Source organism: Devosia sp. ZW T5_3 (assembly GCF_044987315.1).
In the GTDB taxonomy this organism is placed as follows: Bacteria; Pseudomonadota; Alphaproteobacteria; order Rhizobiales; family Devosiaceae; genus Devosia.
This window is the reverse complement of the sequence record NZ_JBJDRE010000020.1, coordinates 18,714-33,449: the sequence shown is the minus strand read 5'-3', so window position 1 is coordinate 33,449 and position 14,736 is coordinate 18,714. Positions and strand designations below refer to the sequence as shown.

Below are 14,736 nucleotides of genomic sequence, written 5' to 3'. Positions count from 1 at the left end.
GGCAGGTCCAGATGGCGGCGCGGGGAGTGCGCGGCTGCCGCCCAGCGTTGGAAGATCGGTGGGGCGATGTCAATGTCGGCGGAGGATATTTCGCCCGGCCGGATGGTCCGGCCGGGCGCTTTGTGGTTTTAGAACGTATCGGCCAGCGTGCGCAGCTTGAGGCTGGCCGACAGGGCTGTCACCGAGGCGGTAGCGCCATGGCGCGGGGTGAAGGTGAGTTCGGTCTTGCGGCCGGGCAGCAGCGTCAGGGCGTTGTCGGAGAAATAGCCGGGCAGATCGACGGAGGCAGTGACGAAGAGTGCCGGCTTGTCGGTCGCAAGCGTCAGCAGCGGAGCGCCGTCGCGCTCCGACCATTCGGCGGTGACAGTGGGCGTGACCAGCTCGTAAGCCTTGTAGGGCTTGGGGAAATAGTCGTTTTCGCCGAGCAGCTTGCCCGACGCGTCCTTCCAGGAGAAGAACAGGAACTCGTCTTCGGCCAGATCGGCAAAATCCACGCTGGCGAGAGCGAGGGCGGCGTCTGGGCCGATTGCGGCATTGGTGGATGACACGACGCGATCGCCGCCGCCGATTTTGACGGCGCGAATTTCAAGCGCGACGCTGACCGGGCGGGCGGTATCGTTGATGCCCTTGAAGACGATGCGGTCGGGCGGCGCGCCTTCGACGGGGGTGCCGCGCGAATTCTTGAGCACTACGTCGTGCTCGGGCACGGCGACGACATTGACCGGCAGGAAGAAGCGCTTGGCCATATATTGCAGCAGTTTCCACTGCCCGCCGTAATCGAGGCTCGACCAGGAGGCGACCGGCCAGATGTCGTTGATCTGCCAATAGAGCGTGCCCATGCAACGCGGCTTGGTGGAGCGCCAATATTCGATGGCGGTCTTGATGGCGAGGCCCTGCTGGATTTGGCTCAAAAACACCATCTGATCGAAATCGCGCGGGAAGCGGAAATAGCGCGTCATGGTTTCGAGAATGCGGGCATTGCCGCCAGCATTGCGCTGGTGGTTTTCCATCACCGGGGAGGACGGATTGCGGTCCTTGGGCTCGGTGAAGGTCTCGATGACATTCATCGAGGTGAAGGACTGGAAGCCGAACTCAGACGCGAAGCGCGGATTGACGGTGCGATAAGCCTCAAAGCTCTTGGCCGAGTGCCAGACGTCCCAATAATGGGTGTCGCCACGGGTATCGGCATGCCAGCCGTCTGAGAAATCGAGGTAGCCCATGGAGGGCGAAGACGGCCAGAAGCGGCGGATGGGGTCTTCGTCCTCGACGATATTGCCGAGCATGGAATTGAGGCGGTCGTAATTGGCGACGTAGCGCTCAGGCGCGGCCTTGGTTTCCTCGTACCAGCCGAGGGAGCCGATCACTTCATTGTCGCCGCACCACAGGGCGATGGCGGCGTGGTGCGAGAGGCGGCGGATCTGCTGGGTGATTTCGGTGCGGACATTGTCGAGGAATGGGCGATCCGAGGGATAGCTCATGCAGGCGAACATGAAATCGTGCCAGAGCAGGATGCCGAGTTCGTCGCAGAGATCGTAGAAATAGTCGGGCTCATACTGGCCGCCGCCCCAGATGCGGAGCATGTTCATATTGGCGGCCTTGGCGCTATCGAGCAGGTCGCGAATGACGGCGGGGGTGATGCGGGATGGGATGGCGTCGGCCGGAATCCAATTGGCACCCATCATGGTGATGTCGCGGCCATTGATGCGGCATTTGAACGTGTGGTCGATCTCGTCTTTTTCGATGACCCATTCGAGCTTGCGCAGGCCGATCTTGCGGGTGGTCTTTTCGCCTTCGAGATTGGTCACGAGCTCATAAAGCGGCTGGGCGCCCTGCCCGGCTGGCCACCACAGTTTGGGATTGTGGATGGTCAGGTTGTGGGTGACGACATTGTCGCCTTTGTTGACCACGACCTTGTCGGTGATGGTCTGGCCATCGATGGAATGTTCGATCTCGACCTCTCCGTGGGCGAAGGCGAAGAGGTGGGTCTTGATGGCGAGTTCGACCGAGTGTTGGCCATGGGCCTGATCGACCTGCACGCTATCCTGGCGAGCGAGGCGCGATTTGCGCAGGCTCATGGTGCCATAGACGCCGATGGGCATGAGGCAGATGCCCCAATCCCAACCCGCATGGCACGCGGCCTTGCGGACGAAATTCATGTGGATGCCCTTCAGCCCGTTGGTCTGGTAATTCTTGGTGAAGGGGATCGGGAATGGGTGCGCGTCGGCACGGGCCTTGGCGACATCGGGGGTGATGTCGAATTCGATGCGCAATGTGTTCTCGCCAACACGGACCTTGCCGGTGACGTCGATATCGTTGCGGACGAAAGAATTCTGGGTTTTGGCGATGATCTCGCCATTGAGCAGGATGGTGGCGATGCAATCGACTTCGGCCAGGGTCAGCGTCAGATAGCCCTCGATATCGGCCGCCGTTGCGGTAAAATCGCGTTCGACATTCCAGGCCGTTTCACCGACCCACATGACGGTTTTTTCGTTTTCGCCGTAATAGGGATCGGGCAGGCGATCGGCTGCCAGCAGGGCCGAATGCACATCGCCGGGCAGCGTGATCGGCACCGCGATATCGCTGGTCGGTGAGGACAGGTTGAAGACGCCGCCCAGATCGAGGGCGGAATAGGCCGGTGCTGACATTGAGATCTCCTCCAAGACGCCGCGAGCGGGCATCTGTCCTTGCGAAGTGCTTATGCAATCGATTTCGGAAACGGTTTTTAGCCTGTTCGGACCGAATCGCCAATGGGCGAAAGCAGATTTTTGCAACGTTGCGGAAGCCGGCAACTAGGTCAGCACGGGTTACCGATGTATTAGGGGTTGATTGCGTAATATGCCCCGACGAGGGGGCTCGTAGACCATGTCGCTATTTGACAGATTGGCCGGGCGCTATGCCCCGCGGCCGAAAGACCAGGAGCTTGCGCTGGCCCAGGCGCGCTCCTTCATCCGCCAGGCTCCCGTGCTTTATGCCATCCTCGTGGCCAACAGCATTCTGCTGGCCGTAACGCAGAGCGCGGCGCCGGCCCTGTTGCGCTATGGCGTGCCCTGCCTGCTCATACTGGCGTGCCTTGCGCGGCTGGGCATGTGGTGGAGCAAGCGGCATAGCGATCTGACGGGCGAGCAAGCCGCTGCCTTGCTCACCAGCACGACCTATGTGGCCATTTCGCTGTCGCTGGCGTTCTCGGCCTGGGCGCTGGCGCTGTTTCCGCATGGCGATGCCTTTCAGCAGGCGCATGTGGTGTTCTACATGGCCATTACCAGCATTTGCTGTCTGTTCTGCCTCAGCTATCTGCGGGTCGCAGCGGCTTTGTCGGCATTGGGCGTGCTGTTGCCGTTCTTTGGTTTTTTCGCCTTTAGCGGCAATCCGGTACTGGTGGTGCTGGCGATCAATCTGCTGCTGATCACCCTGGCCTTGCTGGTGGTGGTGGCGGGCAATTCGCGTGATTTCGCAGCTCTTGTCGCTTCCCGTTCGGAGACGGCGCGGCAGCAGGATGAGGCGCAAAACCTCTATGCGGAAAACGAGCGGCTGGCGCATCTGGATAGCCTGACCGGATTGCCCAACAGGCACACTTTTCACCGCGAATTGCAGGCGCGGCTGGATGCGGCTGCCGCCGCTGGCAAACGGCTGAGCGTGGCGCGGCTCGATCTCGACAAGTTCAAATCGGTCAACGAGATTTTCGGCCACGCCGCGGGTGATCGTGTGCTGCAGGAAGTCGCCAACCGCACCCGCGCGCTGGGCGCGTATGTGGCCCGGCTCGACAATGCCCAGTTCGGATTGATTTGCGACGAACCGCGTACCGAGACGCAGGCTGCCGCCTGGGGCGAGACATTGTGCGCAGTGGTGCGGCGCCCTTTCGTCTTTGCCGAGGCGAGCTTGCATGTCACGGCGTCGGCCGGGGTGGCGCTGTCGCAACCCGGAGACCGGGCCGAAATCCTGTTCGATCGAGCCGACTATGTGACCTCGGTCGCCAAGCGGGAGGCGCGGGGGGGCGCCGTGGTGTTCTCCGCGCGGCACGAGGAGGAAATCAGCCGGGTGCGCGCCATGGAGCACGCCCTGCACACGGCCGACCTCGATGAGGAAATCTATGTGCTGTTCCAGCCGCAATTCGATATCTCGCTCGACCGCGTCACCGGTTACGAAGTGCTGGCGCGCTGGCGCAGTCCGGTATTGGGTGAGGTATCGCCAGCCGATTTCATTCCGATGGCCGAGCATTCCGGCATCGTGCCCAAGATCACGCAGGCCGTGGTGCGCAAGGCCCTGGCGGTGATCGACCAATTGCCGCCGCCGATGCGGCTCTCGGTCAACCTCTCGGCGCATGACGTCAGCTCGATGACGGCTATCGAGGGCATCGTGTCGCTGATCGGGAAGGCGGGAACGCCCTGCCGGATCGATTTTGAAATCACCGAAACGGCGGTGATGGGCGATATGCAACAGGCCAATGCGGCGCTGCTGGCGCTGTTGGCGCTGGGCTCGCGGATTGCGCTGGATGATTTCGGCACCGGCCATTCGAGCCTGACGCATGTGCAGAAACTGCCGCTGGACCGCATCAAGATCGACCGCAGCTTCGTGGCCGTGGTCAATAGCGACGCGACCAGTCGCGCCATTATCAAGACCACGATCGATCTGTGCCGCAATCTGGGTGTGTCCTGCGTGTTCGAAGGGATCGAGACGGAGGAACAGCTTGAGGCCTTGCTGGGCTTGGGCGGCTCGGTGATGCAGGGCTATCTGTTTGGCCGGCCGATGACCCAGCAGATGATGCTGGAAAAGCTATCGAGCCCGCAGCCGGGCTGGCAGGCCAGCCGCAATCGCCTGTTCGGCGCCGGAAAGTAAACGGGCCCCGCGATGGCAGGGCCCGTCTGGATTATTGCGCCGCTTCTTCGGGCTGGTCGGCGTCGATGAAGCCGCCCGACTGGCGGTGCCAGAGGCTGGCATAGATGCCACCGGTTTCGAGCAATTGGGCATGGGTACCCTGCTCGACCACGACGCCCTTATCGAGCACGACCAGACGGTCCATCATGGCGATGGTGGAGAGACGGTGGGCGATGGCGATCACCGTCTTGCCCTTCATCAGCAATTGCAGCTGCCCTTGAATCGCTGCCTCGACCTCGCTGTCGAGGGCGGAGGTGGCTTCGTCGAGCACCAGGATCGGCGCATTCTTGAGCAGAACGCGGGCGATGGCGATACGCTGGCGCTGTCCGCCCGAGAGCTTGACGCCCCGCTCGCCGACATGGGCATCGAACCCCCTGCGACCCTGCAGGTCGCTCAGCCCCTCGATGAAGCTTGTGGCCTCGGCAAGGTCGGCGGCTTCGCGCATCATCTCCTCGGTCGCGTCGGGGCGGCCATAGACGATGTTGTCGCGCACCGAGCGGTGCAGCAGGGAGGTGTCCTGCGTCACCACACCGATATTGGCGCGCAGGCTATCCTGCGTGACCTTGGCAATGTCCTGCCCATCCACGAAGATATGGCCATCGGCGCGATCGTAGAAACGGAGCAGCAGGTTGACGATGGTCGACTTGCCCGCGCCGGAGCGGCCGACCAGGCCGATCTTTTCGCCCGGGCGGATATGCAGGTTGAGATGGTCGATCACGCCGGTTTTCTTGCCGTAGTGGAACGAGACATTCTCGAACTTGATATCGCCCTTGACGGGGCCGATGGGCTGGGCGCCCGGAGCATCGGAGACGACGCGGGGAAGCGAGAACGACGCAATGCCATCCTTGACCGTGCCGATATTTTCGAACAGGGCCGACATTTCCCACATCACCCATTGGCTCATGCCCTGGAAGCGCATGACGAGGCCCAGCGAGACGGCCAGCGCGCCCGGGCTCATCAGCCCCTGCATCCACAGCCAGATGCCGGTTGCCCCTACCGCAAAGAGCAGCAGCGCATTGGACCACAGCACCAGCATGTTGAGCACGGTGAACAGCCGCATCTGCCGGTAGACGGTGTCCAAGAACTCGTCCATCGCCTCCTTGGCATAGCCCTCCTCGCGATTGGAATGGCTGAAGAGCTTGACCGTGGCGATATTGGTGTAGCTGTCGACGATACGGCCGGTCATCATCGAGCGCGCATCGGCCTGCGCCTGGGAAATCTTGCCCATGCGGGGGATGAAATAGAACATCATCGAGACATAGGCGGCGAGCCAGACCAGGAACGGAATGGCCAGCCGCCAATCGGCCGAAGCCGCCAGGATCACCGCGCCGGTGAAGTAGACGACGACATAGACCAGCATGTCGAGCAGCTTCATGACCACTTCGCGCACCGCGAGCGAGGTCTGCATCAGCTTGGCGCCAATGCGGCCGGCAAACTCATCCTGGAAATAGCTCATCGACTGGCGGATGAGGTAACGATGGCTCATCCAGCGGATGCGCTGCGGGAAATTGCCCAGCAGGGTCTGGTGCATGGTCAGCGTCGACACCAGCGCGAATGCTGGCAGGACGAAGATGACCATCGCGCCCATAAGGGCGAGCTTCCAGCCGTCGGTCTGCAGGAAGGTGTCGGGATTTGCCCCGGCCAGCCAGTTCACCACATCGCCGATAAAGCCGAAGATGATGATTTCGCCGATGGCCACGGCCGCGGCGGCAAACGCCATCAGCGCCAGCCACTTCTTGGCGCCCTGGCTGTAATAGAGGCAGAACGCCAGCAAGCCCTTGGGCGGCTCGGTTGGTTCCGTCGAGGGGTAGGCTTCCAGGCGCCGTTCAAACCAACGCAACATTGTTATTCACCATAGTTTCTGGCCCGCGGGCCCAGCGTTCATGGCCAGAGCCTCTAAGACCTCAAGCATGGTTGAGGTCAAGGCAGAACTGACCGATGGCGCGTAAAGCCGGACGGGAAATTTGGATACCGCGCTCGATACGCCCGCAATTGGCCAGAGGAGCAGCGTGTCGCGGCTTGTAGTGCCTTCGTCCCCATGCCGTCCACTTGGCGAGAAGAAAGAACCGATGCAGTCGCGAGCCCGTTAAGATACACCAAAGAACCGAGTCTGCTGTAGCCGGGCAGACACACTTATTTTCAGACTGTCAGTGACTGGATGTAGCCATGCGCACGGAAACCGAGCACACGATCTATCTCAAGGATTATGCCCCCAGCCCCTACAAAATCACGGCGGTCGATCTCGATTTCCGCATTCTGGCCGACACGACCCGGGTGCGTGCGCTGCTGACTATCGAGCCGCAAGCCGAGACGGTACCGGGCACACCGTTGGTGCTGGACGGGGATGGGCTCAAGCTCAGTTCGGTTGCTATCGATGGCGCGCCGCTGGCGCTTGTTGCCTATGCGGCCGATGACGATGGCCTGACCATTATCGAGCCGCCGCTACGCCGCTTCGTGCTGGAAACCGAAGTCACGCTCAAGCCTGAGGGCAATCTCAAGCTGATGGGGCTCTACCGCTCGAGCGGCACCTGGTGCACGCAATGCGAGCCCGAAGGGTTTCGGCGCATCACCTATTATCTCGACCGACCCGACAATCTGGCCACCTTCAAAGTCACCATGACAGCGCCGCGCGACCTGGCGCCGGTGCTGCTGGCCAATGGCAATCTGGTGGGTCAGGGCGATGCGGGCGACGGCATGCATTTTGCGGTGTGGGAAGATCCGTTCCCCAAGCCGGCTTATCTCTTCGCGCTGGTGGCAGGGGATCTCGGCTCGATTACCGACAGCTTCACCACCGCCTCGGGCCGCAAGGTGGACCTGGCGATCTATTGCGAGCATGGCAAGGAAGAGCAATGCCATTGGGCCATGGACAGCCTCAAGCGCTCGATGGCCTGGGACGAAAAGCGCTTCGGGCGCGAATATGACCTCGACATCTTCAACATCGTCGCCGTCTCCGATTTCAACTTCGGCGCGATGGAAAACAAGGGCCTCAATATCTTCAACGACAAGCTGGTCTTCGCCCAGCCGGCAACGGCGACCGATGCCGATTATGAGAATATCGAGCGCGTCATCGCACATGAATATTTCCACAATTGGACTGGCAACAGAATCACTTGCCGGGACTGGTTCCAGCTCTGCCTCAAGGAAGGGCTGACGGTTTATCGCGACCAGGAATTCACCAGCGACGAGCGCAGCCGGGCGGTGAAGCGCATTTCGGATGTGGTGACGTTGCGCTCGGCGCAGTTCCCCGAGGATGGCGGCCCGCTGGCCCACCCGGCGCGGCCGGACCAGTATCGCGAGATCAACAACTTCTATACGCCGACCGTCTACGAAAAGGGCGCCGAGATCGTCCGCATGCTGGCGACGCTGCTGGGCGAAGCCGGTTTCCGCAAGGGGATGGACCTCTATTTCGAGCGCCACGACGGCGACGCGACCACGATCGAGGCTTTCCTTGCCGTGTTTGCCGAAGCCAATGACGTAGACCTTGAGCAGTTCAAGACCTGGTATCTGCAGGCCGGCACGCCGCGCCTGACCATGAGCGACAGCTATGATGCAGTCAGCCAGACCTATACGCTCAAGCTGGGCCAGGAGACGCTGCCGACGCCGGGCCAGCCAACCAAGCAGGCGCTGGTGCTGCCCATCAAGTTCGGGCTGATCGGCCCCAATGGCAGCCCGATGGGCTGGAGCGCGGTGAGCGGCGGCGAGGTGCGGGACGACATGATCGTGTTGCGCGAGGCCAGCGCCGAGATCACCTTCAAGGGCATTGCCAACAAGCCGGTGCCCTCGCTGCTGCGCGAGTTTTCGGCGCCGGTGAACCTCGACACCAATCTGACGCAGGACGACCGCCTGTTCCTCGCCCAGCACGACAGCGATCCCTATGGCCGCTGGCAGGCTTTGCAGGATGTGGCGACCGCGCTGGCGGTGGACGCAGCGACGGGCAAGCCTTGGTCGGATGCGGCGGTTGCAGGCTTGAGCCGGGCCATGGCCGACACGCTGGCCAACAAGGACCTCGACGACGCGTTCAAGGCGCTGGCCCTCGGCCTGCCGGGCGAGGCGTTGATTGGGCGGACCATCGGCAAGGACATTGACCCGGCCCGCATTCATGAGGTCCGCAATGTCTTGACCAAGGCGGTGTTTGGCCCGCTGGGCCGGGAACTGTTGATTGCCTATACCAACCTGTCGAGCACCCTGCCCTATCAGCCGGACGCTGCGAGCACCGGCCGGCGCGCACTGCGCAATCGGGTTCTGGCGCTCTTGGTCGGTAGCGAGGCGGCGGGTGCATCGGCCCTGGCCGCCACACAATATAGCGAAGCGACCAATATGACCGACCGCTATGCGGCGCTAACCATTTTGGGCAGCGCCTGGACGGCGGAAGCGCCGACCGTGCTGGCCGATTTCCGCACCCGCTTCACCGCCAATCCGCTGGTGTTCGACAAGTGGCTGATGGTGTCGGCGCTGGCGCAGGATAAGGGTGTGCTGGAGCGCATCAAGGCAATCCTGGCGGCGCCCGACTTCCCCAAGTCCAATCCCAATCGGCTGCGCTCGCTGCTCGGCTCATTCGTGATGAGCAATCCAGCGCAGTTTACCCGTCCTGATGGCGCGGCGTTCCGCTTCATTACTGACGTCGTGGCCGATATCGACACCCGCAATCCGCAGGTCGCGGCACGGGTGCTGACCGGCTTCCGTATCTGGCAAATGCTGGAGCCGCAGCGTCGCGAAGCAGCCCGTTCCGCGCTTACCGCGCTGCAGGCGGGCGGCAAGCTCAGCCGCAACACGGCCGATATCCTGGCGCGCATGCTGGCGGAGTAACGCAAGCGGAAAATAGAAGAATTTTTCTTCTGCCGCTAAGTGATTCAAACGACTCTCGAATTTGCCCAACGGCGTCCAGGCCCCCATTGGGGGGTCTGGACAAGGCACCCCGGCTTGATTCATGCTTTGTTAAGGGCAAATCGGGTTAGGGCAAACCCATATCATTTACAGGAGCATTCCATGCGGTCGGCGGAGCAATCCGGCGCCGGCGCCGAAGGATTCGGCGCGGGCCAAGTACAGTCCGAGTTTGACCGCCCCAAGGGCCGCGTGGCCGCTCCCTCTTCTCTGGCCGCTCGTTTCCGGGTCTCTCCCATCACGGCTGCCGTGGCGCTGACCTCGCTGCTCGCGGCGACCCTGTTTTTCATCTATGACAGCGCTCGCACCCTCGATGACGTGCAGCGCGAGCTGGCCATGATCGGCACCGCCATCGCCGCTGACATTGCCGACGTTTCCCCGGAATCCGCAGAAGTGGCGCTCAAGGACTCGGCGGGCCGTTATGCCAGCATCATCAAGGCCAGCCTGACCGGCGCTGACGCCGCCGCACCGACCCTGTTCGGCCAGGCCGTGCCCCTGGGCTCGCATGGCACGCTGGCTCTCGAAGCCGCGCAAATGCCGGCTTTGACGGGCATGGCCACCCGCAGCGGCGTTGCCTTCGGGCTGGCCGCACTCATCACCCTGCTCGTTGCATTCAGGCGCCGTCGAGCAGGCATGCCTGACCTGCTACAGCGCCAGAATTACCAGACGCTGGCCGCCGCCATCCCCATGGGCGTGGCCTGCTGGACCCGGATGGGCGAGCTGATCGTCTGCAATGATCGCTATCGCGACCGGTTGAACCTGGCAGGCGTCAAGGTCAGCTATCATGATGCGGTCAAACGCCTGATCGCTCGGGGCTATATGAAACCGATCAGCGAGGACGAGCATAGCCGCCTGCTCGAGCTGCATGGCGAAGACGGCTCATGCCTGCTGATCGACGAACGCCCGCTGGACGACGGCGCGTTCATGACGCTGGTCAGCGACATTACCGAACGCAAGCGCACCGATACCCTGCTCGCCGCGATCCGCGAGGAGCAACGCCATCTGGCCCGGCGCTATCACGAGGAAAAGCTGCGGGCCGAGGCCGCCAGCCACGCCAAGACCAATTTCCTCGCCCATCTCAGCCACGATATTCGCACGCCGCTCAACCACATTATCGGCTTTGCCGAGCTGATGCGGCACCAGACCTATGGGCCGCTGGGCGATGCGCGGTATGCCGATTATGTCAATTCAATCAAAAGCTCGGGCGAGCATCTGCTGGCTTCGTTCGCCACCATTCTTGATCTGGCGGAGCTTGAGGGTGGCCGTAAGGAATTGCGCAGCGAGCCCGTCTCGGTCGACGCCCTGCTCGATAGCGTGGTGCAGCGCTTCCGCGGCCAGGCACAGCGCGCCGGCGTGAGTTTTGCCCTGCGCCAAGGCTGCGGCGCCATCGTCACCGGCGACCGGCTTGGGCTGCAGCGCATGGTCGGCAATATCGTTGAGAACGCTATCCGCTTCACCCCGGCGCGGGGCCGGATCACCCTCGCCGCCTTCGCCGCCACCGATGGCGTGGTGATCGAAATCACCGACACCGGCATCGGCATGGATGAGGAGCGGCTGGCTTCGCTGTCGCAGCCCTTCGCGCTTGGCGATGCCACCTTTACGCGCGATGGCGTGGGTCCCGGACTGGGCATTTCGATTGCGCGCGCCATTGCCGAACTGAGCGGGGGGCGGCTGGCGATTGATTCCAGCCCCTCGCTGGGGACCACTGTGGCGATATCGCTGCCGGCGCAGCTCGCCAGCCAGGCGCTGGAGGTCGCGGCCTGATGCTCAACCGGGATTGGCATAAGACCCACCGCATGCCTGAGCACCCGACGCTCGACCAAAGAGTGGACTGGCATCTGGCGCATGCCATTGCCTGTGGCTGCCGGGAAATGCCCGACACGATCAAGCGCGAGATCGAAAAGCGTGGCCTTGCCGTTCCGGAGCGGAACCGGCCGAACTAGCTACAGCCCCTTGGCCTTTTCATACCAGGCATCGGCCGCTGCCTGCACTTCAGCACGCATGGCTGCCAAATCCAGTTCCAGCCGCCCGAAATCGGGGTAATGGGTCAGGCCCGCCAGCAATTCCTTGAAGGCTGCGGTCCACGCCTCCTCCTTGAACGGGCTGACCAGGGCCGAGCTCATCACCTGCAACACGGTGGAATAGACCTCGTGGATTTCGGCCAGCCGCATGCCCTGCGGCACCAGCCCCGTCTGACCGAGCCGGGCGAGGACTTGCGCCGTCAAAGCCTGCGGCAGCGCCACGGTCGCCCCAGCAACCAATTGGGCGGATTGGGCGATGAATTCGAGATCGACCAGGCCACCCTTGGCGAGCTTGAGATCGAAGGCATGGCGGGCAGGACGCTCCTTGGCCATCAGCGCCCGCATGGCGACGACATCGGCAATCGTTGTGGCGGCGTCGCGCGGCTGGGCCATGACCTGCCCAACGGCGGCATCGACCTGAGAACCAAAATCGCCATCGGCGGCGATCACGCGGGCGCGGCTGAGCGCCAGATGCTCCCAGGTCCAGGCATTGTCGCGATGATAGGCGCGGAAACCAGCAATAGCCGTGGCGAGCGGGCCGGCATTGCCGGAGGGCCGCAGCCGCATATCGGCCTCATAGAGCACGCCTTCGGCGGTGGGCGCGGTGATGGCGCTGACAAGGCGCTGGGTGAGGCGAGTATAGTAATGATTGGTGCTCAGCGGCTTGTCGCCGGTGGATTCCCCGTCGGGCGCATCATAGAGCAGGATGAAATCGAGATCGGAGGTCACCGTCATTTCACGGCTGGCCATTTTGCCGAAGGCGAGCAGGGCCACGCGGCCGCCCGGCATGGCGCCATGGCGGCGTTCGAATTCGGTGCGCACGCTGCCGAACAGGCGATTGAGCAGGGTTTCCGCAAGGGCGGTGAACTGCTCCCCCGCCCCGCTGGCGCTGACCGTGCCCGAGAGCAGGCCTGCCGCGATGAGGAATTTCTGCTCCTGCCCGATAATGCGTGCACGGTCGATGATTTCCTCATAGGAGCGCGCTTCGGCCAGGAACGCGTCGACCTTGGCGACCAGCACGTCGCGATGGGTCACGTCATTGGCGAAGGCGGGGTCGATCAGGCCATCCATGACATGGGCGCGGTGGATCACCGCTTCGGCCATGCGCGGCGCCGAGGCCAGCAGCTGCACCAGTAGCGTGCGCAGATGCGGATGGCTGCGCAGCAGCGCGAAGAGCTGGACGCCGGTCGGTAGGCGCGAGAGGAAATTGTCAAAGCGCGCCAGCGCTTCGTCGGCATTGCCGGCGTTGCCCAGGGTCACCAACAGGGCCGGCAGCAATTCGGTGAGGTGGGCGCGGGCGGCAGAGGCGCGGGTCGCAGGGTAGCTGCCATAATGCCATTTGCGCACGGTTTCGATAGCCTGATGCGGATCGGCAAAGCCCATGGCGGCCAGGGTTTCGAGCGTGCCCGGATCGTCATCGCTGCCGGTAAAGACCAGATTGCCTTCGCCGCTGCCCAGGGTTTCGCCCTCGGTGAAGAGTTCGGAGTAATAGCCGACGACGCGCTCTAAAGCCGCGCGATAGCCGTTTTCAAACTGGATCAGGTCGGGCTCGCCCATCAGGCGGCCGATGATAGCGACCTCATCGGCAGTGGCGGGCATGACATGGGTCTGCTCGTCGCGCAGCATCTGCAGGCGATTTTCCACGGCGCGCAGGTACCAATAGGTCTGGGTCAGCTCGGTCGACGCCTTGGGCGTGATCCAATTGGCGTCAGCCAGCGCAGCGAGGGCGTGCGCGGTCGGCTTAACGCGCAAAGCCTTGTCGCGGCCGCCGGCGATCAATTGCTGGGTCTGGGTGAAGAATTCGATCTCGCGAATGCCGCCACGCCCCAGCTTGACGTTGTGGCCCTCGACGCGGATATCGCCGACATTCTTGGCGATATTGATCTGACGCTTCATGGCCTGGATATCGGCAATGGTCGCGAAATCCAGATGCTTGCGCCAGACATAGGGCGCCAATTCCTTGAGGAAGGCTTCGCCCACCTGCTTGTCGCCGGCGCAGGCGCGCGCCTTGATCCAGGCGGCGCGCTCCCAATTCTGGCCGCGGCTTTCGTAATAGGCCAAAGCGGCGTCGAAGGAGATGGCGACGGGCGTCGAGCCCGGATCGGGGCGCAGGCGCAGATCGGTGCGGAAGACATAGCCATGCTCGCGCCGCTCCTCCATCAGCCCGACCAGCTTCTGGATCATGCGAGAGTAGACCTTCGTCGCCTCCGCCGGATTGGCAAGCACACCCTTGTCGGGGTCGTAGAAGACGACGATGTCGATATCGGAGGAATAGTTCAGCTCCTGCCCGCCATGCTTGCCCAGGGCGAAGATAGCGAGGCCTGACTGTGCCGCGGTGGCCCGCTCCGGCGGGATGGCCAACAGCCCTTTGGTGCTGGCCTGACGCATCAGGAAATCCAGCGCTGCATCGAGGGCGGCGTCGGCAAGGTCGGACAGTGCAGCGGTGGCTTGTGCCGTGGTCCAGACGCCGCCGGTTTCGGCCACTGCTGCCAGCAGGGCCGTACGGCCCTTGGCGATGCGCAGGACGGGTGAGAGCGCGGCCTCGTCAGCGGCCTCACGGCCCGCCGTTTCGACGGCGGCGGTGATATCGGCAAAGGCGCCATCGGCGGTGTCGGAGAGGGCTCCGGCCAGCCAATCGGCATTGGTCTGTGCCAGGTCGAGCAGATAGGGCGCTGATTCAAGTAACGGCCCCAGCGTCTTGGCAGCGTTGGCAATTATGCCGCGTTGGTCGGCCGGGAGCTCAGCGAGCCAGGCATCAAAACGGGGATGAGCGATCGGCGGCAGGGAGCGGAGCGAAATGACCATGAAAAAGGGATAGCTTGGGGACGTGACGCGAGCAAGCCGTGGGCGCTTCTTCCTTCTCCCCTTGAGGGAGAAGGTGCCCGAAGGTTCACCGAATTCGCGTTTGCGAATTCGGTTGGGATGAGGGGGTGTTGCTGCAAGCATCCAAGCATGGGCGGGC

Annotated in this window: 7 protein-coding genes; 4 read left to right on the top strand and 3 right to left on the bottom strand. The window is 63.0% G+C overall.

Annotation, left to right across the window (positions count from 1 at the left end; translation table 11 throughout):
* Positions 1-128 precede the first annotated feature (128 nt).
* Positions 129-2,645 carry a glycosyl hydrolase 2 galactose-binding domain-containing protein gene (locus ACI3KW_RS20375; RefSeq protein WP_404849606.1) on the bottom strand — a complete coding sequence of 839 codons (2,517 nt, stop codon included), beginning with the start codon at positions 2,643-2,645 and terminating at the stop codon, positions 129-131.
* Between the two features lie 217 nt (positions 2,646-2,862).
* On the opposite strand from ACI3KW_RS20375, the gene ACI3KW_RS20370 reads away from it, so the two are divergent.
* The gene (locus ACI3KW_RS20370) at positions 2,863-4,833 is read left to right on the top strand and encodes a putative bifunctional diguanylate cyclase/phosphodiesterase (RefSeq protein WP_404849605.1); all 1,971 of its coding nucleotides are present in this window, start codon (positions 2,863-2,865) and stop codon (positions 4,831-4,833) included.
* A 31-nt stretch (positions 4,834-4,864) separates the two neighbouring features.
* Here the strand turns inward: ACI3KW_RS20370 and ACI3KW_RS20365 are convergent, their stop codons facing one another.
* Positions 4,865-6,715, bottom strand: a complete 1,851-nt coding sequence (locus ACI3KW_RS20365; RefSeq protein ID WP_404849604.1) for an ABC transporter ATP-binding protein — start codon at positions 6,713-6,715, stop codon at positions 4,865-4,867.
* A 323-nt stretch (positions 6,716-7,038) separates the two neighbouring features.
* Here ACI3KW_RS20365 and pepN point away from each other — a divergent pair, with 323 nt between their 5' ends.
* The 3 genes from pepN (at position 7,039) to ACI3KW_RS20350 (ending at position 11,696) form a co-directional block, all read left to right on the top strand.
* Positions 7,039-9,678, top strand: coding sequence for an aminopeptidase N (gene pepN, locus ACI3KW_RS20360; protein ID WP_404849603.1), 2,640 nt, complete (start codon positions 7,039-7,041; stop codon positions 9,676-9,678).
* 180 nt (positions 9,679-9,858) lie between these two features.
* Entirely contained in the window at positions 9,859-11,517 is a 1,659-nt protein-coding gene (locus tag ACI3KW_RS20355) for an ATP-binding protein (protein ID WP_404849602.1), read from the top strand.
* Between the two features lie 32 nt (positions 11,518-11,549).
* Positions 11,550-11,696: a hypothetical protein gene (locus ACI3KW_RS20350; protein WP_404849601.1), complete on the top strand. Its 147-nt coding sequence runs from the start codon at positions 11,550-11,552 to the stop codon at positions 11,694-11,696.
* On the opposite strand, the gene ACI3KW_RS20345 is transcribed toward ACI3KW_RS20350, so the two are convergent.
* Entirely contained in the window at positions 11,697-14,579 is a 2,883-nt protein-coding gene (locus ACI3KW_RS20345) for a bifunctional [glutamine synthetase] adenylyltransferase/[glutamine synthetase]-adenylyl-L-tyrosine phosphorylase (RefSeq protein ID WP_404849600.1), read from the bottom strand.
* Between the last annotated feature and the right edge of the window lie 157 nt (positions 14,580-14,736).